Annotated in this window: 24 protein-coding genes; 9 read left to right on the top strand and 15 right to left on the bottom strand. The window is 66.2% G+C overall.

The window, feature by feature from the left end; genetic code table 11:
- Positions 1-122: 122 nt before the first annotated feature.
- The 8 genes from ACPEE1_RS06925 to ACPEE1_RS06890 all read right to left on the bottom strand — a co-directional run bounded on the left by ACPEE1_RS06925 (position 123) and on the right by ACPEE1_RS06890 (position 10091).
- On the bottom strand, positions 123-2267 hold the full coding sequence (locus ACPEE1_RS06925) for a tripartite tricarboxylate transporter substrate-binding protein (protein WP_423935672.1): 2145 nt from the start codon (positions 2265-2267) through the stop codon (positions 123-125).
- A 215-nt stretch (positions 2268-2482) separates the two neighbouring features.
- Positions 2483-3094, bottom strand: a complete 612-nt coding sequence (locus ACPEE1_RS06920; RefSeq protein WP_423935670.1) for an alkylhydroperoxidase domain protein — start codon at positions 3092-3094, stop codon at positions 2483-2485.
- Entirely contained in the window at positions 3091-3759 is a 669-nt protein-coding gene (locus ACPEE1_RS06915; protein WP_423936405.1) for a CMD domain protein, read from the bottom strand. Before ACPEE1_RS06915 ends, ACPEE1_RS06920 begins: the two co-directional genes overlap by 4 nt.
- A gap of 20 nt (positions 3760-3779) precedes the next feature.
- Entirely contained in the window at positions 3780-4880 is a 1101-nt protein-coding gene (locus tag ACPEE1_RS06910; RefSeq protein WP_423935668.1) for a putative FMN-dependent luciferase-like monooxygenase, read from the bottom strand.
- A complete protein-coding gene (locus ACPEE1_RS06905) occupies positions 4846-6489 on the bottom strand; it encodes a dipeptide ABC transporter ATP-binding protein (protein ID WP_423935666.1) in 1644 nt (547 codons plus the stop codon). Before ACPEE1_RS06905 ends, ACPEE1_RS06910 begins: the two co-directional genes overlap by 35 nt.
- Complete coding sequence (locus tag ACPEE1_RS06900) at positions 6486-7445, bottom strand: ABC transporter permease (protein ID WP_423935664.1); 960 nt, start codon at positions 7443-7445, stop codon at positions 6486-6488. The genes ACPEE1_RS06905 and ACPEE1_RS06900 overlap by 4 nt, the downstream gene beginning before the upstream one ends.
- A gap of 2 nt (positions 7446-7447) precedes the next feature.
- A complete protein-coding gene (locus ACPEE1_RS06895; RefSeq protein WP_260720136.1) occupies positions 7448-8392 on the bottom strand; it encodes an ABC transporter permease in 945 nt (314 codons plus the stop codon).
- Between the two features lie 34 nt (positions 8393-8426).
- On the bottom strand, positions 8427-10091 hold the full coding sequence (locus ACPEE1_RS06890) for a TIGR04028 family ABC transporter substrate-binding protein (protein ID WP_423935662.1): 1665 nt from the start codon (positions 10089-10091) through the stop codon (positions 8427-8429).
- A gap of 347 nt (positions 10092-10438) precedes the next feature.
- Between ACPEE1_RS06890 and ACPEE1_RS06885 the strand changes: the two genes are divergently transcribed.
- Positions 10439-11005 carry an OsmC family protein gene (locus ACPEE1_RS06885; protein WP_423935660.1) on the top strand — a complete coding sequence of 189 codons (567 nt, stop codon included), beginning with the start codon at positions 10439-10441 and terminating at the stop codon, positions 11003-11005.
- A 31-nt stretch (positions 11006-11036) separates the two neighbouring features.
- A complete protein-coding gene (locus ACPEE1_RS06880; RefSeq protein ID WP_423935658.1) occupies positions 11037-11828 on the top strand; it encodes a VOC family protein in 792 nt (263 codons plus the stop codon).
- Positions 11829-11849: 21 nt separating this feature from the next.
- On the opposite strand, the gene ACPEE1_RS06875 is transcribed toward ACPEE1_RS06880, so the two are convergent.
- From ACPEE1_RS06875 to ACPEE1_RS06845, 7 genes are all read right to left on the bottom strand, one after another.
- Entirely contained in the window at positions 11850-13238 is a 1389-nt protein-coding gene (locus ACPEE1_RS06875; RefSeq protein ID WP_423935656.1) for a sulfite reductase subunit alpha, read from the bottom strand.
- Positions 13235-14221 (bottom strand): FAD:protein FMN transferase, encoded by a 987-nt coding sequence (locus ACPEE1_RS06870; protein ID WP_423936403.1) that lies wholly within the window; start codon positions 14219-14221, stop codon positions 13235-13237. The genes ACPEE1_RS06875 and ACPEE1_RS06870 overlap by 4 nt, the downstream gene beginning before the upstream one ends.
- A gap of 201 nt (positions 14222-14422) precedes the next feature.
- Positions 14423-15223 carry a DUF4198 domain-containing protein gene (locus ACPEE1_RS06865; protein ID WP_116927143.1) on the bottom strand — a complete coding sequence of 267 codons (801 nt, stop codon included), beginning with the start codon at positions 15221-15223 and terminating at the stop codon, positions 14423-14425.
- Positions 15224-15256: 33 nt separating this feature from the next.
- Positions 15257-15778 (bottom strand): DUF2271 domain-containing protein, encoded by a 522-nt coding sequence (locus ACPEE1_RS06860; RefSeq protein ID WP_116927142.1) that lies wholly within the window; start codon positions 15776-15778, stop codon positions 15257-15259.
- Positions 15779-15812: 34 nt separating this feature from the next.
- On the bottom strand, positions 15813-16460 hold the full coding sequence (locus ACPEE1_RS06855; RefSeq protein ID WP_116927141.1) for a PepSY-associated TM helix domain-containing protein: 648 nt from the start codon (positions 16458-16460) through the stop codon (positions 15813-15815).
- A gap of 131 nt (positions 16461-16591) precedes the next feature.
- Positions 16592-17272, bottom strand: coding sequence for a Fe2+-dependent dioxygenase (locus tag ACPEE1_RS06850; protein WP_182343118.1), 681 nt, complete (start codon positions 17270-17272; stop codon positions 16592-16594).
- Positions 17273-17335: 63 nt separating this feature from the next.
- Positions 17336-19696, bottom strand: a complete 2361-nt coding sequence (locus tag ACPEE1_RS06845) for a catecholate siderophore receptor Fiu (RefSeq protein WP_116927139.1) — start codon at positions 19694-19696, stop codon at positions 17336-17338.
- A 305-nt stretch (positions 19697-20001) separates the two neighbouring features.
- Between ACPEE1_RS06845 and ACPEE1_RS06840 the strand changes: the two genes are divergently transcribed.
- The 7 genes from ACPEE1_RS06840 (at position 20002) to ACPEE1_RS06810 (ending at position 25533) form a co-directional block, all read left to right on the top strand.
- Positions 20002-20838 (top strand): AraC family transcriptional regulator, encoded by an 837-nt coding sequence (locus tag ACPEE1_RS06840; protein ID WP_423935652.1) that lies wholly within the window; start codon positions 20002-20004, stop codon positions 20836-20838.
- Positions 20839-20930: 92 nt separating this feature from the next.
- Positions 20931-21563 carry a LysE family translocator gene (locus ACPEE1_RS06835; protein ID WP_116927137.1) on the top strand — a complete coding sequence of 211 codons (633 nt, stop codon included), beginning with the start codon at positions 20931-20933 and terminating at the stop codon, positions 21561-21563.
- 403 nt (positions 21564-21966) lie between these two features.
- Positions 21967-22812 (top strand): STAS domain-containing protein, encoded by an 846-nt coding sequence (locus tag ACPEE1_RS06830; protein WP_116927136.1) that lies wholly within the window; start codon positions 21967-21969, stop codon positions 22810-22812.
- A 2-nt stretch (positions 22813-22814) separates the two neighbouring features.
- Positions 22815-23189 carry an STAS domain-containing protein gene (locus ACPEE1_RS06825; RefSeq protein WP_116927135.1) on the top strand — a complete coding sequence of 125 codons (375 nt, stop codon included), beginning with the start codon at positions 22815-22817 and terminating at the stop codon, positions 23187-23189.
- Positions 23179-23583 (top strand): anti-sigma regulatory factor, encoded by a 405-nt coding sequence (locus ACPEE1_RS06820; RefSeq protein ID WP_198424337.1) that lies wholly within the window; start codon positions 23179-23181, stop codon positions 23581-23583. The genes ACPEE1_RS06825 and ACPEE1_RS06820 overlap by 11 nt, the downstream gene beginning before the upstream one ends.
- Positions 23574-24590 carry an ATP-binding protein gene (locus ACPEE1_RS06815; RefSeq protein WP_182343128.1) on the top strand — a complete coding sequence of 339 codons (1017 nt, stop codon included), beginning with the start codon at positions 23574-23576 and terminating at the stop codon, positions 24588-24590. The genes ACPEE1_RS06820 and ACPEE1_RS06815 overlap by 10 nt, the downstream gene beginning before the upstream one ends.
- 94 nt (positions 24591-24684) lie before the next feature.
- A complete protein-coding gene (locus ACPEE1_RS06810) occupies positions 24685-25533 on the top strand; it encodes a sensor histidine kinase (RefSeq protein ID WP_232539699.1) in 849 nt (282 codons plus the stop codon).
- Position 25534 lies beyond the last annotated feature (1 nt).

Here is a 25534-nt window from a genome sequence, read left to right as displayed (position 1 = left end):
ATGGTCAGTCGCCGGACCGGCAAAAAGTCATGGTGGGAGCGCGGGCAGGCCCCGCGCGAGGATGCTGCAGTCTAACGCAACTGCCTTATAGGCTTATTTGACCAATCGCAGCTGCATCACACTCACGGCGCCGTCAAGGCCTGGGCGCGCAGCCATTGCTCGCGCATCTGCGCCTCCAGCGCCAGCAGGCTCTCGGGCGAGCCGCCGCCGCCCACGGCCTGGATCTCTTGCAGCTGCTGCTGAACCTCGGGCTTGGCCAGCAGCTGGGCGATGGCCTGCTGCAGTTCGCGGTTGGCGGCGGGATCAGAGTTGGCAGCGGCCCAGAGGATGAAGTGGTCGTAGACCGCCAAACCGGCCAGCAAGGCATGGGCGCCCAGCGTGGGCCAGGTAATGCCATCGAGGCTTTGCGGATGGGCCGGGTCGGCCGTGGTGCCCAGCACCCGCAGCTGGCCGCGCCGCACTGCGGTGGCTACGCCATTCACAGGCGCCAACACCAGCTCCACCGCATGCGCCTTCGTCACCACATCGGAGTCGGGGTACCTGCCGGGGAAGACCACGCGCTGCAGGTCCACGCCGCTGCGAGCCAGCAGCTGGGCCAACGCCAGCTGCCCGATCCAGCCATCCTCACCCGTGCCCACCCGCAACCGGCCCGGGTGGGCACGGGCGTAGGCCAGCAGATCATCGGTGCTATGGATGCCCAGCGCATCGGCCTGGGTGCTGTCGATGGCCAGCACCATGGGCTGCGACGCGACCAAGGTCACCGGCTGCAGCGATCGCAGCGCCGTATCGATGGGAGGCCCCTGGTGCAGGCCCGGGATGCCGCCGCGCGGAAGGGTCATGGCCGTAAACAGCAGCTGGCGGTTGCCGCCTTGGGCAGCCAGCCGTTCGTAGTCGGCCACGCTGGCATCGGGCAGATGTGTCACCTCGACCTGGCGGCCCAGCAGCGCCGGCAAATGGGCGGCCAGCATCTGGGCATAGTGGCCATTGCGGCCACCGGCGGGCGATGGCACGGTGATCTGCAGCGGCAGTTGCGCCTGCGGCGCGAGCCATTGGCCGGCATCGTTCATCAGGCCATAGCGGATGGCCCACTGCCCGGCAGTCGAGGGATTGCGCACCAGTGCCTCAGCCACCCAGTAGCGGCCCATGCGCCAGTACTGCCGGACCATCGGCCACGCGTCTTGCCAGCCGGGCGGCCGCCAGTCATCGGCAAACGGCGCCGCCACCACCGCGTAGCCATGGCGAAACCGGCGTGCCTCGTGGAACTGCGGCGCAATCGCCCACTGGCCGCGCGCATTCTGGTAGCCCCAGCGACCGCTCGCAGCATCCAACACGGGGCGCAGCGCCTCGCCGCCCTGGCTGCGCTGCAGGCGCTGCCAGCGGCACACCCGGGGCGTTCGGGCGTCGCGCAGCAGGCGCAGCCCGGCGTTGCTGCACAGGTGGATGCGGCGCTGCGCCGTCGCATCGGGCAGGTCGCCAAAGATGAACGGAATCACCATGCGCCCTTGCGGATCGATCAGGCCTGAGCCGCCCGAGCCGGGCGTGATGATCTGCTTTTTGTAGTCCATCCAATGCGCGGTCGTTATATCGCTGGGCGGCACCGGCGCCAGCCAGCGGCCCCGGGCATCGCGCAGGCCCGGCTGCGCATATACCAGGTCCAGCTGGAGGTCCGAGGGCAGGGGCTGGGCATCGTCCGGCCTCAGATAGGCGAGCGCATCGGCGGAGAACACCACATTGGTGGTGCTGCCGTCGCAGGTGAGCGGCGGCACGGCCCAATGGCCCTGCGCATCCAGGCGCCCATAGGCGGTGGTGGCCTCCAGTGTGCCCCCTGGCTTGTGCTGCACCAGCCAGACCTTGGTAGCGGGCTGCAGCACCTTGTTGACGCTGGAGTTGCTGATGGATTCGACCCGCACCACCTGCCAGCGGCCATCGCACAGGCTGCGCGCGGACGGTGCCAGAAACAGCGTGCGGCCATCCAGGGCATCGAACAAAGCGGGGGCCAGTGCCGTGTCGGGGTCGGGGTTCAGGCTGAGCCAGCGCAGGCGATCGACCAGGCGGGGATCAAAGCGGATCTGGAACATGAAGATCTCTGCCCAGGGTGGCGCAGACGACGACACCGGCTGCATCTGCCAGTGCTGCTGCATCGGCATGGCGCGCTCGGGGTGGGCATACAGATCCTGGTAGTCGGGCGGCGCAGCCTGGGCGCAAGCGAGGCCCAGGCTGAGTGCCAGCAACCCCAACCAGGCACGCAAGACTTGCAAGGCGCTCATACCGAGCCCCTGGCCCGCCGCCTGGGCACGGGTCGCTGCTGCCGTATGCCGCCGCTGGAAGGATGCAGAGGAAAGAGCATGGCAGCCATGGACTAAAAGGGATACAGCGCCAAAGTATCCGCTTTTTCTTCTGCCGCCCGGCGGCAACCGTCCCAAGAAAAAACCCTGGGTGGCGCTGCGCCTCCTCCCAGGGCTTTTCAAGCTGCTTGGCCGCTCTAGGCCGGCGCCGTCTCCAGCGCTGGCTCGCCCAGGCTCAGCATCAGCCGGTTGGCCCAGTTGAAGAAGGCCGCGCCTTGCAAGGCATCGGCAATCGCATAGTCATCCAGCCCGGCCTGGCGCAGGCCATCGATATGGCTGGCGTCCAGCGCCAGCGGCGTCTCGGTCAACGCAACCGAGGCGGCAACAATCGCGTTCCAGCGCGGCCCCAGATCGGCCTGCACGCCATCATCCAGCAGCTTTTGCACATCGTCTTCGCGGCGCGAGAAATGCGAGGCAAAGCGTGCATGCACCGAGGCGCAGTAAATACAGCCGTTGAGGCGAGAGGTGGCGGCAGCGGCCAGCTCGCGCTCGGCGCGGGGCAAGCCTCCCTCGGGGTTGTAGAAGATGTCCTTGTCGGTGCGGGTGCGCGCGCCCAGGGTGTCGGGATCGCGCGCCAGCAGCCGAAAGTACGGCGATTTGGCGCGCGATGCATCGACCAGGCCTTCGATATGGCGTGGGGTCAGCTCGGCTTCGGGCAGCGGCTCGATCCAGGGCAGCCAGTCCAGTTGGGCCTGGGTAAAGACCTGGGGCGCGGTGCTGTTCGGGTAGTTCAATGTGTGCTTGCTCATACCGCGCTCTCCTCGGCGGTGGGTTGTTGGGCAGATGCCGCTGGAGCAGGATGCGCCTGCAACAGGCGCAGGCCCGCCACCACGCGGATCTGAAAGGCCAGGAACGACACCAGCTGCGACAGCACCACGAGGTCGGTCTCGCTCCAGCCGGCATCGAGCAAGGCCTGCAGATGCGCGGGCTGGGCATCACGGGGGTGGAAGACCAGCAGATGTGCATGCGCCAGGCCAGCGGACAGACGCTCGCCCAGCACCGCGCGTGCCTCTGCGCCTACCGCATAGACCGGGCCGGCCTGTTCTTCGGCGCTCAAAGGGCCTTGCGGGTACTGGCCGTAAGGCCCACGGGCCAGGCCTTGCGCGACTTCGGCGTCAATGGCTTTGCCCAGCGCCAGGCTGGCCTGGGCCGCCAGCGCGTCGCGGTAAAAGCGCTGCACCTGCGGCTGCTGGTGCAGGCCGGCCACAAAGGCGGCGACGGCCAGGCGCTCGGCCAACGGCCAATCGCTGCTGAGCGGCGCACGCGGCGCCAACAGCGCCAGAAAGCTTTGCTGGGCCTGCTCGCGCGCCTGCAGGCGGTGGCGGCGCACGGCATCCAGGTGGCTGCCCGGCGCTATGCCGGCGAGCTGGTCAATCACATCATCGCCAGGCGATGGGTTCCATGCAGAAGTCATCAAGTCATCACTCCAAAAAATCAGGCCAGCGCCGGTATTGGCAGGGGATAAGAGGCGGCCGCAGGTGGCACCAGTGCGTCTTCGCGCTGCCAGCCCAGTGCCGGAGCCACATACTGCGCGGTCAGCGCGATCGAGCGCAGGATGTCGGCATGCGGCGGGTCGATCGAATGCACCTGGAACGAGATATCGGTCGCCCGCGCCAGCGCCGTGTCGGCGCGCAGCGAGGCAATCACCTCATCGGGCGTACCCACATGTACGTCGTAGGCGGCCAGCAGCTGCGCCAGCGGTGCATCCGGGCCCCACTGGCTGGCCGGGCCGCCCGGGTTGGCAGCCGCTGCACGCGCCAGGCTGCGGCGCAGGCCCAGCTCGGCCAGCTGCAAGGCACGCTGACGGTCTTCGCCCACAAACAGGGTGCGCGATCCCAGGATGCGCGGCGCGGCACCTGCCGGCAATGCCGCCAGGTAGATGTCGATCAAGGGGTTCTGGATATCGGCCAGGCTGGCATGCGGTGCCTCGGCGCTGCGCGGTTGGGTGCGCGAGAGCATCAGCCCGTCGCCAGCCAGGCCAGCGCGCTCGGCCCCGGCGGCCGAGAACGTGGCCTGCCAGATGCGCGCCAGCAGCTGCGGCCCGGCGGGGTAGAGGCGGTCACCCCCGGGCAGCGGCAGCCCGGCCCAGGCATTGCGCAACACGGCCAGATGCTGCGCATAGATGCGGGCGCGGTCGTCGCTGCGCAGGCCAAAGGCGCTAAAGGATTCGGGCGTGCCACCGGTGCCCACGCCAAACTCCAGCCGGCCGCCCGACAGGAGATCGAGCACCACCGCATCTTCGGCAACACGGATCGGGTTTTCCATCGGCAAGGTGACAATGCCGGTGCCCAGGCGGATGCGCTGCGTGCGAGCGGCCACATGGCTCAGAAACACCAGCGGTGCAGGCAGGCCGCCTTCGGCTTCATGAAAGTGGTGCTGCGCGACCCAGGCCGTGTCAAAGCCATGGGCTTCGGCATGCTGGATCTGCGCGGTCACCAGGCGGTAGCGCTCGGCCGCGCTGGCCTGGTCCAGCAGGCGGCTGAAAAAGCCCAGGCGTTTTCTAGGCGGCGAGTTGTGAGAGGGGCTCGGGTTCATGCTGGTGTTTTTTTCCGGGAATGGCGGCGATCAACTCGCGCGTATAGGCACTGCCGGGGCGCGAGAACACCTCGTCCACCGGCCCGGCATCGACCTGGCGGCCGCCCTGCAGCACCGAGACGGTGTCGGCAATCTGGCGCACCACGGCCAGGTCGTGCGAGATAAAGAGATAGGTCAGTTGCAGCTCGCGCTGGAGCTGGTCGAGCAAGGCCAGAATCTGCGCCTGCACCGTCACATCGAGGGCGGACACGGCCTCGTCGAGCACCAGCACGCGGGGCTGCAGAATCAGCGCCCGGGCAATGGCCACGCGCTGGCGCTGGCCGCCCGAGAGCGCACGCGGCCGGCGTGTCAGCACCGCTTGCGGCAGGCCTACGCGCGCCAGCATGTCGTGCACGCGGCGCTCGCGCTCGGCAGCCGCCAGGCGCTCAAAGTTCAACAGCGGCTCTTCGATGATCGCGTAGATGCTCTGGCGCGGATCGAGCGAGCTGAACGGGTTCTGGTAGACCAGCTGCACGGTTTTGCGGAACTGGCGCAAGGCCTCTCCGCGCAAGGCCGTCACATCCACGCCCTCCACCATGATGCTGCCCGATGTGGGCTTGCCAAAGCCGACCACGTCGCGGATGGTCGTGGTCTTGCCCGAGCCGGACTCGCCAACGATCGCATGCGTGCTGCCCCGTGGCACGTCAAACGAGATGCCATCGACCGCGCGGTACAGGCCGCGCTGGCCGGCCACCGCAAACTCATGCACCAGATCGCGCACCACAATCGCCGGCTCGGCATCCACGGCCCGGGGCGCGCGTACCGGCACATGGCCCAGCGATGGCGCATCGGCCAGCAACTGGCGCGTATAGCGGCTTTGCGGATTGCGCAGCACATCGGCCGTGGGCCCCTGCTCCTGGATGCGGCCGGCCTGCAGAACGACCAGGCGGTTGGCGCGGTCGGCGGCCACACCCAGGTCGTGCGTCACCAGCAGCACGGCGGTGCCAATCTCGCGGCGCAGGTCGTCGATCAGATCGAGAATGCGGCGCTGCACGGTCACATCGAGTGCGCTGGTCGGTTCATCGGCAATGATCAGCGCTGGCTGGAGCGCAATCGCAATGGCGATCAGCACGCGCTGCTTCATGCCGCCCGAGAGCTCATGCGGAAACTGGCGCGCGCGCAGCTCGGGCTGCGACAGCCCTACCTTGTGCAGCAGCTCCAGCACGCGCTGGGCAATCTGCTTTTTGTCGCGCCAGCCATGCAGGCGCAGCATCTCGCCCACCTGGTCGCCCACGGTGCGCACCGGGTTCAGCGAGGTGGTCGGGTCCTGCGGAATCAAGCTCACCACCTTGCCACGCAGCGCCTGCAGCTGGCGCTGCGACCAGCCTGCCACGTCCTGGCCGTTGATGCGGATGCTGCCGGCCTGCAGCCGGCCGTTGTCGGCCAGCAGGCCCATGATGGACTGGGCGGTGGTCGTCTTGCCCGAGCCGGACTCGCCCACCAGGGCCAGCACCTCACCGGCGGCGATGGAGAACGAGACCTCGTGCACGGTGCGCTGCTCGGCCTGGCCATCGTGGTAGGCGATCGACAGGTTCTCCACCTGCAAAACGGGAATGGCGGTGTCCGTCATGCGCGCCTCCGGGTCAGATCGGCGCTGATATGGTTGGCCGCCAGCACCACCGCTGCGACCAACAGGCCGGGCGCTGCCGTCAGCCACCAGGCGGTGGAGATATAGTTGCGGCCTTCGGCAATCAGCAAGCCCCATTCGGGCGTGGGCGGTGGCGCGCCATAGCCGAGAAAGCCCAGGGTGGAGATGGCCAGAATGGCCGAGCCAAACTGCAGCGCCGCCAGCGCGATCACCGAGGTCAGTGAATTGGGCAGCACATGGCGCCAGAGCACAGCCGCAAAGCGCCCGCCACTGCCCAGCGCTGCCTCCACGTAGTCTGAGCGGCGCACCCGCACCACTTCCGAGCGCAGCAGGCGCGCAAAGCTGGCCACCGATACGACCCCCACGGCCAGCGCCGCGTTCACCGTGCCAAAGCCCAGGATGATGATCACCGACAGCGACAACAGCAACGAGGGCACCGACAGCAGCACATCGACGATGCGCATCACCACATCCTCCACCCAGCCGCCCGTAGCGCCTGCGACCAGGCCCAGCAAGCTGCCCAGCACCAGGCCCACGCTGACGGCCACAAAGGCGCCGCTGAGCGAATGCACCGCGCCATAGACCAGGCGGGCATAGCTGTCGCGCCCCAGCGCATCCGTCCCCAGCCAGTGGGCGGCACTGGGCGCCTGCAGCTGCTGGCCGGCCGTGCCCAGCACCGGGTTGTGGCTGGTAAACAGGCCCGGTGCGATGGCCCACAAGGCCACCAGCGCCAGCACGCCCCAGGCCAGCAACAGGCCCAGCGGTGCGGCGCGCAGGCGCTGCAAGGCGGCAGCAAAGATCGCAGCGCGGCGCGGCGCGGCAAGCCGCTGCGGCGGCGCCTGCACCGCCGCACTGGCAGCGCCACGGGCTGCGCCCAACAGGGCCGGCTCGGCGGCCAGGGCCCCCAGGCCGGCGGGTGATGAAGTGCTTGCAGACATGGTCAAACTCCCAAACGGTTGCGCAAACGCGGATCGAACAGCGGGTAGAGCAAGTCCACCACCAGATTGATCAAAACAAAGGCGGTGGCCGAGATGACCACGACCGCCTGCAGCACGGCGCTGTCCTGGTTGCCGACAGCCTGCTGCGTGAGGCTCCCCAGGCCATTGAGCCCAAAGACGGCCTCGGTCACGACGGCGCCGCCCAGCAGCTCGCCAAACAGCACGCCGGCCATCGTCAGCATCGGCAGTGCAGCGTTGCCGGCCACATGGCGCAGCAACACCCACAGGCGCGGCGCGCCCTTGGCGCGGGCCACGGCCACAAAGGGCTGGGTCAGCACCTCGTCCACATTGCGCAGCAGGATCTGCGCCAGCGGCGCGGCAATGGGGATCGCCAAGGTCAAGGTCGGCAGCACCAGGCCCTGCCATTTGCCGGGGTTGATCACGGGGATCCAGCCCAGGCGGAACGAGACCAGCTGGATCAGCACAATGCCCAGCCAGAACACGGGCACCGAGACAAACACCGAAGGCAGCGCATAGAGCGCGCCGCGCAGCCAGCGCCAGGGTGCCAACTGGGCCAGCAGCGCCAGCACCAGGGCCAGCACCAGCGCCAAGGCAAAGCCCAGCCCCGCCAGCCGCAAGGTGGGCGGCAGGCTGGTGGCCAGCCCCTGGCTGACCGGCACGCCCGCCTGCAGCGAGTAACCAAAGTTGCCGCTGACAAAGCCCGTCAGGCTGTGCCAGTACTGCTGCCACACGGGCTGGTCCGCGCCATAGGCGGCGCGGATGTCGGCCACCTCCTGCGGGCCCAGGCCCAGCTCGGGGCTCAAGAACTTGATCAGCAGCGCATCGCCCGGCAGCAGCTGCAGCAGCACGAAGGACGCGGTGAACGCCGCCCACAGCACCAAGAGCGCCTGGGCACTGCGCCGGGCCAGGTAGGGATAGAAGGACATCGGGATGCTCCTTGCCGCTCAGCGGGGCTGCGCCTTAGCGCTTGGCCAGCCAGGTGCTGTAAAAGCTCGGGCGCCCCACCGCCTCAAAGCCCACCTCGCGCACCCAGGGGGCTGCGGCAAAGGCCTGCGGCTCTTCAAAAATGGGGATCACATAGGCCTGGTCGATCAGGTAGTTCTGCACCTCGGCCGTCAGCGCCAGGCGCTTTTGCGTATCGGTCTGCGCGGCAATCGCCTCCAGCAAGCCATTGAGCTGCGGATCGACAAAGCCCTTGACCTTCTGGCTCACGCCGCCTTGCTGCAGCAGCACGTTGCGGTTGGTCGGGTAGTAGTTGCTCTTGATCACATCGGGATCGGCGCGGCCCACCATGCCGGGCGCGACCGGGGTTTTTTCCGGGTCCAGGTTGTCGACAACGCGCACGCCGGCATCGCCACTCAGCACCTGCAGTTTGACCCCCACCTTGCCCCACTGCTGGGCCACCAGTTGCAGGGTTTCCTTGTTCTGCGGCTGGGGCAGCGAATCGTAGGCAGCCAGCACCAGCGCGCGGCCGTCCTTTTGGCGGATGCCATCGGGCCCGGGCGTCCAGCCCGCGCTGTCCAGCAGCTGCTGGGCCTTTTGCGGGTCATAGGCCAGCTTGCCCGCCAGGTTGACATAGCCCTGCGCGCTGGCTGCGATCACCGAGGTGGCCTGCGGGTAGTTGTGCGAGAACAGGGTCTGCACGACCTCCTGGGTATTGGTGGCATGCAGCAGCGCCTGGCGCACCTTCAGATCGGCGACCAGCGCGTTGTCGGGGCGGAAAACAATGCTGTTGTTCACGCCACGTGTGGACGGCGCGTAGATGACGAACTTCTGCTCCTCGACGCGTTTTTCGTCATAGGCCTGCACCTGGCGGATCACACCGGCCTGGCCCGACAGCAGCGCGCCAATGCGCACGCTGTCCTCCGGTGTCACGATAAAGCGCACTTCATCGAGCCACGCGCGGCCCTGGTGCGCCAGCTGCGCAGGGCCCCAGTTGTAGTCCTTGCGGGCCGACAGCAGCAGCTCCTTGCCCAGCGTTTCGCTCGCCACCACAAAGGGGCCCGAGCCAATGATCTTGGTCGCGTCACCCAGTTCGTCAAACGGGCGCTCCAGCGTCTGCAGTGCCACCAGGCCCGAGCCGATCACCGAGGTGCCCTGCAGGAAGCCCGGCGAGGGCTTGCTGAAGTAGAACTTCACCGTCAGCGGGCCCAGCACCTCGCTGCGTTCGTAGTTGTTGATGACTTCGGACACCGGCAGCTTGAGCGCCTTGTTGCCGCGCCCATAGGTGTCAAAGTTCTTGGCCACCGCTGCTGCATCCAGCGGCGTGCCGTCGGAGAAAGTCACGCCCGGGCGCAGCTCGAACGTGAACTCGGTGGCCGTGTCGTTGATGGTCCAGCTCTTGGCAATCCAGGGCTGGATCTCCAGCGTCTTGGGGTCTTGGTAGGTGAGCTTGTCTGTTATCTGGTTGAGCACGCCGCCATTGGGATAGAAGCCACCGGCTGGCGGGTAGAGGTTGGTATGCGCCTGCTGCTCCAGGTACACCAGCGCGCCACCGCTGGCAGGGCCGGTATCGGTCTTGGCCTCGGCCACGCCCTCGTTCTTGGAGCAGGCCGACAGCAGCCCGCTCAGCGCCAGCAGCGCCGCACTCCATAGCGCCAATTTTTTGAATTTATTTGCTTTCACCACCACACACCACCCTCGCTAACCATCGGGCAACCTTGCCTGCACCGGCGCGCCAACCGCGGCCACCGGCCAGCAGCACCTTTGTTGAAAATGCCGCCATCTGGGTTTGTCATGCTAGACATTTGGCGCGTGGCGAGAAGGTATTTTTCGGAGCATCGATATGCGCAAACCAAGGAAGCGCGCGGCCGCCAGGCCTGCTGCCGCATAGAGGGTTTGCGCATAAGCACATGCGCGGCAGCCGCATATGCACATGCGATCTGCGCAGTTCACGCGCAGACTCTCCACACCAACAATGGTCTTCGGCATGCATCACCTCCCGCCGATGCAGCACATTTCCAAGAGACTCCATGAGTGCAAGCCCTGCTACCTTGAATGACTACCTGGCTGAAAAGCGCGGCGCCGTGTTGGCCCGCGATGCCCAGATCGATGCCGGCACGGCCCAGGCCACGGCCCTGCGCGCCAGCGTGAGCGCCGAAGGGCGCAGCGGCGTGCGCCGCATCCGTATCCGCGAGCACCAGGTCATCAGCGACAGCCCGCCGAGCTTTGCCGGCTACAACCTGGGCCCCAGCTCGCCCGAGCTGCAGCTGGGTGTGCTGGGCAGCTGCGTCACCCATATCTTTCTGATCCAGGCATCGGCGCAGCAGGTACCGCTGACCAGCCTGGAGGTGGAGGTGAGCGGTGTCATCGACCCGGGCGCCGGCAAGCCCGGCCACGAGGCCACGCCGGTCTGGCCCCATGACATTGCCTACACCGTGCATATCGACTCGCCCGCACCGCGCGCCGACATCGATGCGCTGTTTGCCGCCGTCGAGCGGACCTGCCCGATCCTGAACCTGCTGCGCCAGCCGCAGACCATCCGCGCTCGCGTTGAGCACAGCGATTCGCTGGCCCAGACGCAGAAGCAAGCGGCTTGAACCCTTCCCTCCCCTTTATCGGATCTATCCCATGGCACTGACACTTGACCACATCGTGATCGCGGTCCACGACCTCGACAAAACCATTGACGACTACGCGGCCCTCGGCTTTACCGTTGTGCGCGGCGGCGAGCACCCCGGCCGCCCGACCCACAATGCGCTGGTGGTGTTTGAAGATGGCGCCTATTTCGAGCTGATCGCCTGGCGCAGCCCTGCGCCGCAAGACCGCTGGTGGCAGCTGCTGGACCAGCATGGCGAAGGCATCATCGACTTTGCGCTGCTGCCCACCAGCACCGCCGAGGTGATTGCTGCGGCCAAGGCGCGCGGCCTGGAGTTGCAAGGCCCGCTGGATGGCGGCCGCCTGCGCCCCGATGGCGAAAAGCTGCAATGGCAGACCGGCCGCCCGCACACGCATGACCTGCCCTTCCTCTGCGGCGACATCACACCACGCAAGCTGCGCGTGCCCGAAGGTGAAGTGCGCCAGCATGCCAACGGCGCCACCGGTGTGGCGCGCCTGACCGTCGCCGTCAGCGACCTGCTGCAAAGCCTGGAGCGCTACCGCGCCTTGCTGGGCGATGGCGCGCACATCCACGCGGCTGACGGCGGCAGCAGCGCCACGATTGCGCTGGGCAACAGCGTGCTGGAGCTGACGCAGACGGCGCCGCAACTGCAGAGCAAGGGCGAAGGGCCGTTCGTGATTGCGCTCAAGGGTGGCACGGGCAGCTGGGACCAGGCTGCTGCCAAGCTGGCGCATGGGGCAGCCATTGCGTTTGAGAAAACGGAGCTGGCGAGCAAGGCCGACAGCAGCCTGGCCACCGCCTAAGCTGTCAAGCCAGACGAGCTCTCAATACACATCACGCCGGTAGCGCCCGGCCAGCGCCAGCGCATCCACCTCCGCGGCACCCAGAACCTGGCGCAGCACCGCATCCACGCCCTGCGCCATGCCCTGCTGGCTGCCGCAGACATAGATCGCAGCGCCGCACGCGACCCAGTCGCGCAGGCGCTGCGCTTGGCGCTCCAGCAACTGCTGCACATAGCAAGGGTCGGTGGCATCGCGGGACCAGGCGCGGTCCAGGCGCTCCAGCTGGCCAGCGGCCAGCCACTGCTGCAGTTGTGCGTCCAGCAGCGCATCCTCATCGGCACGGCGCTCGCCAAACACCAGCCACTGGTCAGAGCGCCCTTGCACCATGCGCGCGCGGATATGGCTGCACAGCCCTGCCAAGCCGGTGCCATTGCCGATCAGCAGCAAAGGGCGCTCGGCGTTGTCACCCAACCTGAATCCACTGTGCGCACGCAGCCGCATCGGCAGCACATCACCCACGGCCATGCCCTCGCACAACCAGCCCGATGCCAGGCCCGGTGTGCCATCGGCACGCCTGCTTTGGCGCACCAGCAATTGCAGGCAGCCATCTTCGGGCACCGAGGCGATGGAGTAATCGCGGCTGCGCTGCGGATCGGCCGGCACCGCCAGCGATACCAGGTCGCCGGATTCCCAAAGCGGCAACGAGCCCGACTGCGGCTGCCAGTCGAGCAGGTACACCGGGCCGCCCTGGCTGCCGGGGTTGAGCAACTGGCGGCGGCGCAGCACCCAGGGCTGGGCGGCTTCCGGCTGGCTCCAGCCATCGCCGGCCTGGCCGGTCAGCAACTGCAGCAACTCGGCCGTCTGGCCCTGCCAGGCCATCAAGCTGGCCTCATCCCCGTTGTCCATGCACAGCACATCGGCCTTGGCGCCTTGCTGCTGCAGCCACTGCTGCACGCGCAGGCCAAAGGCGCAGAAGGCGGCGTATTCGCTGTCGCCCAGCGCCAGCACATGGGCGTTGTGCCCGGGCAGCGGCAGCGCCTGCTCCAGCACCTGGCGCACAAATGGCAGCGCGTCGTCGGGCGCATCGCCCTCGCCGGTGGTGGACAGCAGCCACAGGCTCTGCGCGCAGGCCTGCAGGTCGGCCAGGCGCAGCGCCTGCACCGGCCGCAGTTGCACCGCGCAGCCGCCGGCATGCAGCACGCGCGCGGTCTCATGCGCCAGGGCCTCGGCCCGGCCGGTCTGGCTGGCATAGGCCACCAACACCGGCGCGCCCTGCTGCGTACCCGCTTGCAGCGCGAGCTGCTCCTGGCGCTCGGCCCGGCGCTGGCGCCACAAGCGCCCGGCCACAGCGGCGCACAAGAGCGTATATCCAGCCACCAAGGCGGCGGCACCTGCCACCCGCGCAGGGCTTGCTATCCAATCGATCATCACTGCATGCCGCCTGCAAAACGCTGCTGCCAGGCCGGCGTCATCCGGCGCAGGCCTTGCGGCTGCCCGGCATCGGGATGGCTGTGAAAGACGGCCGCCAGCTGCTGCTGCAGCGCAAACTGCCAGCCGTCCTCGGGCCCCAGCACCGTGAGCACGGTGGCCAGCGCATCGGCATGCATGCATTCGTCGTGGTAGACGGTGACGCTGGTCAGTGCATGGGCCACCGCTTGGCCGGTGCGCGGATCCAAGCTGTGCGAAAAGCGCCGGCCCCCATGCATGAACACATGCCAGTGGTCGCCCGAGCTGGCCAGCGCGCCATCGACCAGCGGCACCGCCAGCGGCTCATCGCCGGCCACACCCGCCACTGCCACGCGCCAAGGCTGTCCGCCGGGCTTGTGCCCCCAGGTCCGAATCTCTCCGCCAATCTCCAGCAGCGCATGCTGCCAGCCCGCGGCGCGCAAGCGCTCGGCGACCCAGTCGACGGCATAGCCCTTGGCGATGCCGCTCAGGTCCAGCTGCAGGCCACCGGGCTGCAGCAATCGCCGCAGCTGCGGCTGCCACTGCAGGCGCTGGTGGCCGCAGACCTGCAGCGCGCGGTCAATAGCGGCCTGCGCAGGTGGCTGGCCGCTGTGCGGCGCGTGCGGGTCTGCACGCGGGCCAAAGCCCCAGAGCGACACCAGCGCGCCGACGGTCGGGTCATAGGCGCCATCGCAGGCGCGGGCCCAGTAAAGGGCCGCATCCAGCACCTGTGCCAACTCGAGGGGCAGCGCGTGCCAGGTATCTGCAGCGGCGCCATTGAAGCGCGAGAGGCAGGAGTCCGCCTCCCAGTTGCTCATCTGCGCGATGACGGCCTCCAGCGTTTGCTGCACAAGCGCCTGTACCGGCGCCAGCGGGGCGTAGTCGGGGTTGGCCAGGCGCAGCGACCAGGTGGTGCCCATCGTCGCGCCCTGCAGGCGGTGCAGGCTGGCATCCTGCGCATGGTGCATCGCAGGCGCCCTCCAGGCGGGGGATGCAAAGGAGCGGCCGGCCAGCGCAGGGCTTGCCGGGGCCAGCTGGCCTTCCCCCCTGGCCTGGGCCTGGGGGATCTGCCAGATGCCGGCGCCATAGTGGATGCGCGGTGCCGTGCTCACAGCGGCTCCGCGTTCAGCCTGGCGCATGTCCGTTGTGCAGTCACCGGCCACTGCGCCTTAAGGCAGCACTTCCAAGGTCGCGACATAGGCCAGGCGGCGTTCCTTGGCGATGGGGGTCGAGGTCTTGTCGTCCTTGACGTCGGCGTCCAGCCAGTACATGCCAGCGGTGGGGAACTTGACCTTGACCTGGCCCTGGGCATCGGTCTTGAGCTTGATCTCGTTGACGGCATCGCGATAGCGCTTGCCATCGGGCACCAGCACCACTTCGACATCGGCAGCCGGCTTGCCATCGACGTGGAAGGCAAAGGTGGCTTCCTCACCGGTGACCAGATCGTTGGGGTGGGTCACAGGCACCAGCTCCAGGCCCTTGCCGCTCAAACGCAGCGGGCTGGGCTTGCCCATGGTCACAAAGGTCTCGATGCGGCTGATGCTTTCTGCGACGCGCACTTCCTTGGCATCGGCGGGGATCTGCTTGGCGATCTCGTCGGCGCTGCCGCGCAGCCGCTTCATCTGGCCGGCCGAATCCTTGTAGGAACCCATGACGCCGCTGTTGACGATGGCCAGCTGGTAGGTTCCCGCTTGCTCGGGTTTGAGGTCAAACACGCTGCGCAGCTCGCCCTTGTGCGCATTCTTGGGCTCCACCGTGCTGCCATCGGGCGCCGTGATCACCAGTTTGTCCAGGCCCAGCGGGCGGTGGTTGAAGAAGAACATGTCATTGGACACGGCGGCATCGACCGTGACCCAGTCCGCCTTGGACAGCACGGTGCTCGAAGGCTTCATCCAGACGCTGTGGGCCTGGGCGCCGATGGCGGCGCAGCCGAGCGCCAGCGCGGCGGCAATACGGGTGGCAGAAAACATGGGGACTCTCCTCAAAAATGTAGGTGTGGTGGATCAGGGCTTGAGTTCGAGCTTGATCTCGCCCAGCTCCGTCTTGCCCTGGGCCGACAGGCTGGTGGCCTGCTTGGCGGGCCACTCAAAAGGAATGCTCAGCAGCTCGCGGCCACCGACTTCGCGTGCGGCCTCGATCTGCAGCTTGTACTGGCCCGGCTCCAGCTTGGGCAGCGGGTTGCTGCCTTCGGAGAACGACAGCGCATGCTTGCCTGCCGGCTTGGTCGGCTGGGTCACGCCATCGATGGGCACGCTCAGCTCGCGGCCTGTGCGGCGCCACCACTGGCGCATGTCCTTGAGCCATTTGGCGCCTTCGGCATCGCGCTTTTTCACTTCGTACCAGACCGACAGGTTGGCCGCCACTGTTCCATCGGCGCGCTCCAGCCAGACGGCCACATAGGGGCGGTGGTATTCGGCCACCTCCAGGCGTGGCAGCTCCACCCCCAGATTCAGCCCACCGGCAACGGCCGGCAGCCCAGCCACCGCCGTCAAGGCCACGGTGAAACGCGAAACAGTGCTTGTCATGTGCTCTCCTCAGAAAAAGTCGGTGTGGGTGGGGTCAGTGCACCAACAGCAGCGCCAGCAGCGCCGGGACCAGCAGCCCCAGGCCCACCATGGGCCAGGTCATCGGGCGGCGGCCGGCATGCATCTGCAAGATGAACAAACCCGTGATGCAGAACACCAGGCAGGCGCCCGCAAAAATGTCGATGAACCAGGTCCAGGCCAGGCCGGCATGGCGGCCCTTGTGCAAATCGTTGAAGTAGGAGATCCAGCCCCGGTCGGTGGATTCATGCTCGGCCTGCCCATCGCCCAGCGCAATGCGCACCCAGGCATCACCGCCTGGCCGGGGCAAGGCCACATAGACCTCATCCTCATTCCACTCCACCGCACGCTGGCGGGTGTCGGCGCCCAGCTCGGCGCGCAGCCAGCCTTGCACGTCGGCGGGCAGCGCCTGGGCTGCGTCTGCGCCCTCTTTGTGGCGCGTTGCAGCCTGCTGCAGGCCCTGCAGCAGCGGCGCGGGCAAGCTGCCCTCGCGCAATACCACGGTCGGCTTGGCCTCTATCTGCCCGGCATGGTTGAGCGTAAAGCCCGTCACCGCAAACAGCAGCATGCCCACCAGGCAGATGGCGGAGCTGACCCAGTGCCATTCATGCAAGGTCTTGAGCCAGTAGGCCCGCTGCGAGGAGGAAGACGCGTTGGCTTTCATGCGGAGAGAGGCAGGTTTCGGACCCGGCAGAGGGGAATGCCTGCGCCGGGCAAAAGCAGGGATTTTAAGGAAAATAAATGCTAATGACTCTCATTTTCAAATACTTTACCCAGTGGAGACATGGGCAGAGCTCAGGTCTCTGCCCACATGCGCAGCAGGTTGTGGTAGTGGCCCGTCAGGGCGACGGTGTCTTCCGTCTCGCCCAGCTGGTTGCGCAGCCGCTGGATGCTCTGGTCCAGTTCGAACAGCATCGTGCGCCGCGCATCATCGCGCACGAGGCTCTGGGTCCAGAAGAACGAGCTGACCCGCTCACCTCGCGTGACCGGCTCGACCCGGTGCAGGCTGGATGAGGGGTAGAGGATCAGGTCGCCGGCAGGCAGCTTGACTTCGTGCGTGCCGTAGGTATCGACCACCACCAGCTCGCCGCCGTCGTAGTCCTCGGGGTCCGACAGGAACAAGGTCGAGGACACATCGGTGCGCAGCCACTGCGCCTGTCCGGCCTCCCGGCGCGCAGCGCCGTCCACATGCAGGCCATAGGTTTCGCTTTCGGCATAGCGGTTGAACAGCGGCGCCATCGTGCGCGCCGGCAACGCGGCCTGAAAGAACAGCGTATTGGCCGCCATCGCGCGTTCGATGATGCGCCCCTGCTCCAGCGCCACCGGTGAGGTCTCGGGCAGTTGCCGGTTGCGCTTGACCTGCGCGCCCTGGCTGCCAACGGTGGCTCGGCCGTCTATCCAGTCGGCCGCATCGATGGCAGCGCGCATGGCGGCCACCTCGTCGCGCGTGAGTACATGGGGAATGTGCAGCATCATGGTTAGAGCTCCTCCATGAAAAAAAGCCCCGGCAGACGCGGGGCTGGTACCCAAAAAGACGAATTAGAAACTAAAGTTCGCCGTCACGCGCGCCGAGCGTGGAATACCGGGGAAGTAGCGGTAGCCGCTCTTGTTGATGGCTGCCACATAGCGCTTGTCAAACAGGTTGTAGACGTTCAGCTGGATGTCCACGTTCTTGTTGATGCGGTAGCTGGCAAGTGCGTCAAACACCCAGTAGGACTCGGTGAAGTTGGGCGTGCCCACGGCGCCATCGGTGCCGCGCTTGAGGCCGCTGGAATAGCGTGCACCACCGCCGATGGTCAGGCCCGAGGAGAACTGGTAGCTGCTCCACAGCGACAGCGCATTCTTGGGCGTGTAGGTCAGGCCGCTGGAACCGTCCTGCGCCACGTTGGCGCCCGTGGCCACCTTGGTGTTCTGGATGGTGTAGCCCGCAGTCACGCCCCAGGCGGGGGTGATCTGGCCGGTGGCGCCCAGCTCCAGGCCTTGTACCGTCTTCTTGCCGGTCTGGTTCACCGAGCCGTCCGAGTCGGTCACGATCTCGTTGGTGATCTCGGTACGGAACAGTGCGCCGGTCAGCAGCACCCGCTTGTCAAGCAGCTCCCACTTGGTGCCCACTTCCGCCGTCTTGGCCTTTTGTGGGGCCAGGTTGGGATTGCCGGCATTGTTGCCCACCGCAGACAGCGTGAAGTTGCTGCCGCCCGGTGGTTGCTGGGACAGCGCATAGTTCACATACACGCTGCCATTGGGTGCGGGCTTGTACAGCAGGCCGGCCTTCCAGCTCAGCAGATTGCCCGAAGCCTGCAGGCCATCCGACGTGGTGGGCACCACGGTGCCAGCCGGGTTCGCGCCGCAAGGCTGGGTGGTGGAGGTCGCCGTGCACACGGCCATTGCGTTGTACTTGGTCTTGTAGTGGTCCCAGCGCAGGCCCATGTTGGCTTGCCACTGGTCATTGAACTGCAAGGTGTCAAAGGCATACAGCGCGACGGTGTCGGTCGTGCCCTTGCTGTCCGCACCGTTGCGCGTATAGGACGGCAGCGACACGCTGGAATCCGGGTGGTAGATGCTGACGGTGGGCACCACGCCCGTCGTCGCCAGGCCGTAATTGGTTTGCTCCTCGCGCGTCAGCTCCAGGCCGGTGCTCAGGCTGTGCTTGACCGAGCCGGTCGCAAAAGCCGTGGTCAGGTTGGTCTGGTTGGTCAGGATGCGGTTGACCTGGTCCTTGGTATTGATGTTGCGCGACATCGTCCAGGTGGAGGGATCCGCAGGATTGGGCGTCAGCAAGGAGCCCGGCGTCCAGGCGCCGGTGGTGGCGTTCTGCGAATAGCCGGTCGCCATGAAGGCCGACAGCAGGTAATCCTGCTTGGTCTGCCCCCAGCGCGTGGTGTTGCGCAAGGTGCTGCCCGGTGCAATGTCATGCTCCAGGCGCAAGGTGACCATGTCGGCGGTCACATCGTCGTGGTCCGAGGCCGTGCCGTAGAAATTGCTCGAATCCACGCGCGATGCGCTGTTCAGGAAGCTGCGATAGCCGGGATAGTTGCTGCGGTCGGGCGCACTGTAGCCGGGCAGGCCCATGGTCAGTACACCGCCGTCGGGCACATTGCTTTGCTTGACGTGCAGCAGGTTCAGGAAGACGCGCGTATCGGTGTTCAGACCAAAGGCGAACGATGGCGCCAGGCCCCAGCGGTCGTTCTTGACCTGGTCGCGGCCGGCGACCCCGGCATCCTGCACCATCGCATTGAGGCGGAATGCCGTGCCATTCTCGTGGCTCAGGCTGCGGTTCAGATCGATGGTGCTGCGCTTGTAGCTGCCGCTGCCAAAGCCCAGCGAGCCGCCAAAGCTGTCGGTCATGTTGGGCTGTTTGGTGACCATATTGATCGCGCCAGTGGGCGCGCTGCGGCCGTAATCGGTGCCGGCGGGGCCCTTGGTCACTTCGACCTGGTCGGTGTTGAACACATCGCGCGACAGCGCGCCGACGTCGCGCACACCGTCCACATAGATGCTGCTCGAGGTGTCAAAGCCGCGCATGTAGATGGCATCACCCGTGCTGGTGTTGCCGTTCTCGCCCGCGTAGAAAGTGCCAACACCCGGCACATTGCGCAGCGCTTCGGTCAGGGTGGTGGCGCCCTGCTCCTTCATGACCTGTTCCTTGACCACCGAGATCGTCTGCGTGGTGTTCACCAGCGGCTGGGTGAACTTGGGCGAGGACAGCTGGCTGGGCTCATAGCCGGTCTCCCGCGGTGCCTCCACGGTCACTTCTTTCAGCGTCACGGTCGGTGCGGGTGCGTTCTGCGCCAAAGCCGGCATGCCCAGTACCGCGATGGCAGTCGCTGCCACCAGACCGGCCTTGGGGGCAGGAACGGGAGCACCATGTTTGCGACTTTTGATATAGGTTTGTGTTGTCATAAACGAGGAAAGCAAAGTAAACAAAACGCTTGCAGATCCATCGGCTTGGATCGGAAATACCCGTCCACACCGCAGAAGATGAGCAAGCGCTAACTCGCAATGATAACGATTCTCGTTACTAATTTCACTTTGCTTTCGGCAAACCCCGTCTTCTGTCGCGAAGTGGCAACAGGCCGCTGACCCGACATCGCTGCTGACGACGTCAGTCGTTCCATCGCACGGGGGCGGCAGGCGCTGCGGTGGGGCTGGGCGCGGCCATGCGAGAATCCCGGCTGACTGCCCCCTGACCCTGTCAAAGCCCTTGCATGTCCTCCACAACGCCAGTCAGCAATGCACCCCAGGCGTTCTGGCGCGACCCGGCCCTGCCCTTTGTGGAAAGCCGCCGCGCCAGCCAGAGCCGGGCCTGCTACAAGCCGCACCACCACCCGAGCTTTTCCATTGGCGCGGTCGATGGCGGCCACAGCGTCTTTACCGGGGCCGAGGCCGGCCCCGTCCGGCTATCACCTGGCGCGCTGGTCTTTGTGCCGGCCGAGCGCGTGCATGCCTGCAACCCTGCGCCCGATGCCGCCTGGAGCTACCAGATGCTGCACCTCGATGCCAGCTGGCTGCAGGCGCTGCGCGAGGAATACATCGACCCGGCCAGCATGGCCAACGAGCCAGTGCGCATCGTCAATGACCCGGCCCGCTACGCGCGCTTTTGCCAGCTCAATGCCCTGCTGTTTTCACAGGCAGAAGCGGCCGACAAGGAGGCCAGCTTGATCGCGTTCATCGGCGACCTCGACAGCCAGCAAGGCCTGCACATCTGCGCCCCAGCGGTGCCAACGCAATTGGCGCGGCAGATCCGCCCGGCGCTAGACTGCCTGCGTACCAGTCCCTGCGCCAGCATCCCGCTGGACCAGCTGGCCGATCTGGCAGGCATGGGCCGCTACCAGACCATCCGCGCCTTTCGCAAAGTAACAGGCATGGCGCCCCATGCCTGGCAGCTCAACCACCGCATCAATCTGGCCAAGCAGCAGCTGCGCGGGCCGGACGGTATCGCCGCGGTGGCGCAGCAACTGGGCTTTGCCGACCAGGCGCATTTTCAGCGGGTGTTCAAGGCGCATACGGGCGTCACGCCGGGCTGCTTTCGTAAGGCTCATTAGTCGTAGCCCATAGCAACCGCTGCAATTTCGTTCAATACAAGGCAGTCGGCAGCCGCCACCATGCAAGGCCATCACCCGCCTGGCCCCTTTGCATGCAACAGTTTTTCCTGATCGCCGCCGTCCATTTTCTGGCGCTGCTCTCCCCCGGTCCTGATTTCTTTTTGATCGCCCGCACCTCGCTGGCCAGCGGTTGCCGCAGCGCTGGCGCCGCCTGCCTCGGTATCGCCTTGGCCAATGGCGTGTTTATCGCCACCGCCTTTGCCGGTGTCGCCGTGCTCCAGCCGGGCAGCCGGCTGTTCACCCTGCTGCAGATGGCCGGCTGCGGCTATCTGCTCTACCTGGGCCTGCTGTTTATCCGCCATGCGGGCAAAAGTGCGCTGGGCGTCGTGGCCAGCCCGGGCCGGGCGGCCTCAGCTGCCACCACCTGGCGCCGCGCTGCCTGCATGGGGTTTCTCTCAGGCATCCTCAACCCCAAGAACGCGCTGTTCTACGCCAGTCTGGCGGCCATGCTGACGGGCCCGCATGCCAGCGTGGGCTGGAAGCTGGCGTATGGCAGCTGGATGTTCAGCATCGTGCTGCTCTGGGATCTGCTGATTGCCGCGCTGATCGGCAACCCGGCGGTGCTGCGGCGCTTTGCGCGGGCGCTGCCGTGGTTGGAGCGCATCTCGGGTGGGGTGCTGATCGTGTTGGCCCTGGGGGTGATCGCGGCGCTGTGGCTGCGTTGATGGCCACTCGGCCATCCAAGCGCTGACATGGGTCCGGCCACCGAACAATGAATTCGCGCATACGGCGTTGATCGCGCAATGCGGCATTCCTAGAGCGGCTACACCGGCGGGAATCGCCGCCGAACGGAACTTGGGCTTGCCATGCAGGCCGCGCACGCAGGGCTGCGCTGATGGCCTTCGCGCGATGACCGGTGGCTGGCCCGTGTCCGTCCACCGGGAATATGCGCGCTGTAAGCACTTCCCGGAATGTTTCTTGTGAGCCCCGCGCTATTGGGCACCCCTAGCGCTTGTAAGCCAAAGCGCCGACATGCATCCGCGTGCGCCGCGCAGGCTTTGCAGGCGGGCCCAGTCCCTCATAATTGTTACAGATATAAACGCACTTCACATACGCTAGGGGGTTTCCGTGAGTACAAATCAGCAGTTTTTGGTTGGGTTGTTGGAGCGGGAGAAATCCTCCATTCTTGACAACTGGGTCCTGGCAACCAACGGGCCCCAGGCCTCGGCCAAGGTGCGAGCCGAGGCGACCGAGATTTTCACCGCCTTCTTGCCCGCCCTCCAATCCAACGACGCACAAAACTCGGGCTCCAGTGCTTGGCAGGCACTCAAGAACGTGTTGGAGAGCCTGTCTGCCTCTCGCGCTGCCCAAGGCAGCACGGCAGGAAATACCAGTGCCTTTGTGCTGGGGCTCAAGCAGCCGGTGTTCGACGCCCTGCAGCGCGCACTGTCTGCCGACTCACAAGGCTTGCTCGATGCCATCTCCAGCGTGTCGCTCCATGTCGATGGCATGGCGCAGTGGACCGTGGATGCCTACCAGCGCACGCGCGAGCAGTTGATCTCGCGCCAGCAGGCAGACCTGTTGGAGCTGTCGACGCCGGTCATCAAGCTCTGGGAGGGCGTGCTGGCGGTGCCCATGATTGGCACGCTCGATTCAAGCAGAACCCAGCTGGTGATGGAATCGCTGCTGGAGCGCATCGTCGAGACCGAATCGTCGCTGGCCATCATCGACATCACCGGCGTGCCCACCGTGGACACCCTGGTGGCACAGCACCTGCTCAAAACGGTGTCGGCCATTCGCCTGATGGGCGCCGACTGCATCATCTGCGGCATCCGTCCGCAAATCGCGCAAACCATCGTTCACCTGGGCATTGATCTGCAATCGGTCACCACCAAGGCCACCTTGGCTGACGCCTTGTCGCTGGCGCTCAAGCGCAATGGCTATACCGTTGCCAAGACCAAGATAGGCGTTTGACCATGTATCGCATTCCTATTTTGCGCATGGGGCGGACCCTGCTGGTCACCATCCAGATCGACATGGAAGACCAGACCGCCATGGCGCTGCAGGATGACCTGGCCGAACAGATCTCCAAGACGGGCGCCAATGGCGTGCTGATCGATATCTCGGCGCTGGAGATCGTGGATTCGTTTGTCGGGCGCATGCTGGCCGCCATCTCGGGCATTGGCCAGATCCTGGATGCCACCACCGTGGTCGTCGGCATGAAGCCGGCCGTCGCGATCACACTGGTGGAGCTGGGCATGTCGCTGGACGGCGTCAGAACCGCGCTCAACGTCAGCCGGGGCATGGCGCTGCTGGAAGCGGCCTCCGATGGAGACCACCGTGTCGAATGAAACACAGGGCTCAGTGCCTTTGCGTGTAGAAGCCGACATCGTCGCCAGCCGCCAAGTGGTGCGCAAATTGGCCGTACAGCTGAAGTTCTCGCTGGTGGACCAGACCAAGATGATCACCGCAGCCAGTGAGCTGTCCCGCAACACCGTGGTCTATGGCGGCGGCGGCGAGATGGAATGGGAGTTGCTGACCGATGGCATCAAACAAGGGCTGCGCCTGCGCTTCCGCGACCAGGGCCCGGGCATTGCCGATCTGGACCTGGCGCTCAAAGACGGCTGGACCTCGGGCAACGGCATGGGCCTGGGCCTGTCTGGCAGCAGAAGACTGGTGCATGAGTTCGAGTTGGAATCGGCCGTCGGTGTTGGCACCTGTGTGAGCGTGACCCGATGGAAATAATCAGAGGCACCAGCCACCGGTCGTTTCCGATCGACGACCCCAGCTGCGTGGGTGAAGCCAGACGCCATGCAGCCGCCTTGTGCCAGGATCTGGGTTTTGACGAGGTTCTGGCGGGCCAGGCTGCGATTGTGGTCAACGAGCTGGGCAGCAATCTTTGCAAGCACGCACGCCAGGGCCAGTTATGGATTGCCACGCACAAGGGCGCGCAGCCGGAGCTGGAGATCGTGTCGGTAGACAGCGGGCCGGGCATCGGCAACCTGCCTTTGGCGATGAGCGACGGCTATTCGACCGGAGGCACGCCCGGCACAGGCCTGGGCGCCGTGCAGCGGCTGGCCACGGACTTTGACATCCATTCAGACATGGACAAGGGCACGGTGGTGCTGGCGCGCTTTCGGCCGCCTTCGAGCCAGCCCCCGAGCGCGCGCGCGTTCCGGGTGGCAGCGATGGCGCTGCCGGCGCCGGGCGAGGTGGTCTGCGGCGATGCCTGGGCGATAGCCCTGGATGGACAGCGTGCCGCCTTGTTGGTGGCTGATGGCCTGGGGCACGGCGTGCTCGCTGCAGAGGCCTCTGAGGCTGCCGTTGATTTGTTTGCCAGGCAACCCTTTGCCGAGATGAAGGCTGGCCTGGAACAAGCCCACCAGGTTCTGCGCATGACGCGCGGCGCAGCGATCAGCTGTCTGCAGCTGGATGCGGCTGCCAACAGCTTGTTGGCGGCTGGGGCGGGCAATGTCGCCATTCGGGTGATGAGCGGCATTTACAACCGCTCGGTGCTGGTACAGAACGGGACTGTGGGCGTGCAGATGCGGCAGGTGGAGGTGACGACGATGGCCTGGCCCGAACACGCGATCGTGGTGTGTCACAGCGATGGCTTGCAGTCCCGCTGGTCCCCGGATGCCATCACCGCCTTGCTCGGGCGTGACCCGGCTTTGGCAGCGGCGGTGCTGCTGCGTGACTATGGCCGTGGCCGGGACGATGTGACCGTGCTGATCGTGCGCCGTGCAGACTGAGAGGGCACGAATGAATGACATAAGCCGACAAGACAGCGCACCGCATGGCGCCACCTCCGCTGCGCCGGCGCCTGAGAGCGAGCTTGCACACGCGATGGCAGCCACCCAGGCCGAGGTGGAAGCGTTGCGCGCCGAGCTCGATGAGACCAACCGGGGGGTGCTGGCGCTGTATGCCGAACTCGATGCCCAGGCCGACAATCTGCGCCAGGCGACCGAGCTGAAAAGCCGCTTCCTGGCCTATATGAGCCACGAGTTCCGCACCCCCATCGGGGCGATCCAGAGCATTGCACGCATTTTGCAAGACCAGGTCGACGGGCCCCTGACGGAAGAGCAGCAAAAACAGGTCCGCTTCATCCAGACCACCTCGGCCGAGTTTGCCGATATGGTCAACGACCTGCTGGACCTGGCCAAGGTCGAGGCCGGTCGCATTGATGTATCGCCCGCCTGGTTCGAGATGGTGGATCTGTTTTCGGCGCTGCGCGGCATGTTCAAGCCGGTGATCACCAACCCGGATGTGATGCTGATCTTTGAAGAGCCGCAGAACGTGCCCAAGCTGTTCTCCGACGACCGCAAGCTGGCGCAGATTCTGCGCAACTTCATCAGCAATGCCTTGAAGTTCACCCAGCACGGAGAGATCCGGGTGAGCGCCAGGCGCATCTCGGACACGGCCGTGCAGTTTGCCGTGGCCGACACGGGCATCGGCATTGCACCAGAGTTCCACCACGCCATCTTTCAGGACTATTCGCAAATCGACTCTCCCGTCCAGAAACGTCTGCGGGGCACCGGTCTGGGCTTGTCGCTCAGCAAGCGCCTGGCAGAGATTCTGGGAGGCGACGTGGCCATGGAGAGTGAGCCGCAAAAAGGCTCCACGTTCTTCGTCACCATTCCGATCAGTGTGGTGGCCGCCCCCAGCCCAGCGGCCGCTGAGCGTTCATCCCGGTAAA

The organism is Comamonas sp. 23 (assembly GCF_049601575.1).
Lineage (GTDB): Bacteria > Pseudomonadota > Gammaproteobacteria > Burkholderiales > Burkholderiaceae_C > Comamonas > Comamonas squillarum.
The sequence above is the reverse complement of the archived record's forward strand: the minus strand, read 5'-3'. Positions and strand labels throughout refer to the sequence as shown.

What these genes read in the sequence shown, in the direction of transcription:
- ACPEE1_RS06925 (WP_423935672.1), bottom strand. Translation starts at nt 2,267, where the DNA reads ATGAGCGCCTTGCAAGTCTTGCGTGCCTGGTTGGGGTTGCTGGCACTC.
- ACPEE1_RS06920 (WP_423935670.1), bottom strand. Translation starts at nt 3,094, where the DNA reads ATGAGCAAGCACACATTGAACTACCCGAACAGCACCGCGCCCCAGGTC.
- ACPEE1_RS06915 (WP_423936405.1), bottom strand. Translation starts at nt 3,759, where the DNA reads ATGACTTCTGCATGGAACCCATCGCCTGGCGATGATGTGATTGACCAG.
- ACPEE1_RS06910 (WP_423935668.1), bottom strand. Translation starts at nt 4,880, where the DNA reads ATGAACCCGAGCCCCTCTCACAACTCGCCGCCTAGAAAACGCCTGGGC.
- ACPEE1_RS06905 (WP_423935666.1), bottom strand. Translation starts at nt 6,489, where the DNA reads ATGACGGACACCGCCATTCCCGTTTTGCAGGTGGAGAACCTGTCGATC.
- ACPEE1_RS06900 (WP_423935664.1), bottom strand. Translation starts at nt 7,445, where the DNA reads ATGTCTGCAAGCACTTCATCACCCGCCGGCCTGGGGGCCCTGGCCGCC.
- ACPEE1_RS06895 (WP_260720136.1), bottom strand. Translation starts at nt 8,392, where the DNA reads ATGTCCTTCTATCCCTACCTGGCCCGGCGCAGTGCCCAGGCGCTCTTG.
- ACPEE1_RS06885 (WP_423935660.1), top strand. Translation starts at nt 10,439, where the DNA reads ATGAGTGCAAGCCCTGCTACCTTGAATGACTACCTGGCTGAAAAGCGC.
- ACPEE1_RS06880 (WP_423935658.1), top strand. Translation starts at nt 11,037, where the DNA reads ATGGCACTGACACTTGACCACATCGTGATCGCGGTCCACGACCTCGAC.
- ACPEE1_RS06870 (WP_423936403.1), bottom strand. Translation starts at nt 14,221, where the DNA reads ATGCACCATGCGCAGGATGCCAGCCTGCACCGCCTGCAGGGCGCGACG.
- ACPEE1_RS06865 (WP_116927143.1), bottom strand. Translation starts at nt 15,223, where the DNA reads ATGTTTTCTGCCACCCGTATTGCCGCCGCGCTGGCGCTCGGCTGCGCC.
- ACPEE1_RS06860 (WP_116927142.1), bottom strand. Translation starts at nt 15,778, where the DNA reads ATGACAAGCACTGTTTCGCGTTTCACCGTGGCCTTGACGGCGGTGGCT.
- ACPEE1_RS06855 (WP_116927141.1), bottom strand. Translation starts at nt 16,460, where the DNA reads ATGAAAGCCAACGCGTCTTCCTCCTCGCAGCGGGCCTACTGGCTCAAG.
- ACPEE1_RS06850 (WP_182343118.1), bottom strand. Translation starts at nt 17,272, where the DNA reads ATGATGCTGCACATTCCCCATGTACTCACGCGCGACGAGGTGGCCGCC.
- ACPEE1_RS06845 (WP_116927139.1), bottom strand. Translation starts at nt 19,696, where the DNA reads ATGACAACACAAACCTATATCAAAAGTCGCAAACATGGTGCTCCCGTT.
- ACPEE1_RS06840 (WP_423935652.1), top strand. Translation starts at nt 20,002, where the DNA reads ATGTCCTCCACAACGCCAGTCAGCAATGCACCCCAGGCGTTCTGGCGC.
- ACPEE1_RS06835 (WP_116927137.1), top strand. Translation starts at nt 20,931, where the DNA reads ATGCAACAGTTTTTCCTGATCGCCGCCGTCCATTTTCTGGCGCTGCTC.
- ACPEE1_RS06825 (WP_116927135.1), top strand. Translation starts at nt 22,815, where the DNA reads ATGTATCGCATTCCTATTTTGCGCATGGGGCGGACCCTGCTGGTCACC.
- ACPEE1_RS06815 (WP_182343128.1), top strand. Translation starts at nt 23,574, where the DNA reads ATGGAAATAATCAGAGGCACCAGCCACCGGTCGTTTCCGATCGACGAC.
- ACPEE1_RS06810 (WP_232539699.1), top strand. Translation starts at nt 24,685, where the DNA reads ATGGCAGCCACCCAGGCCGAGGTGGAAGCGTTGCGCGCCGAGCTCGAT.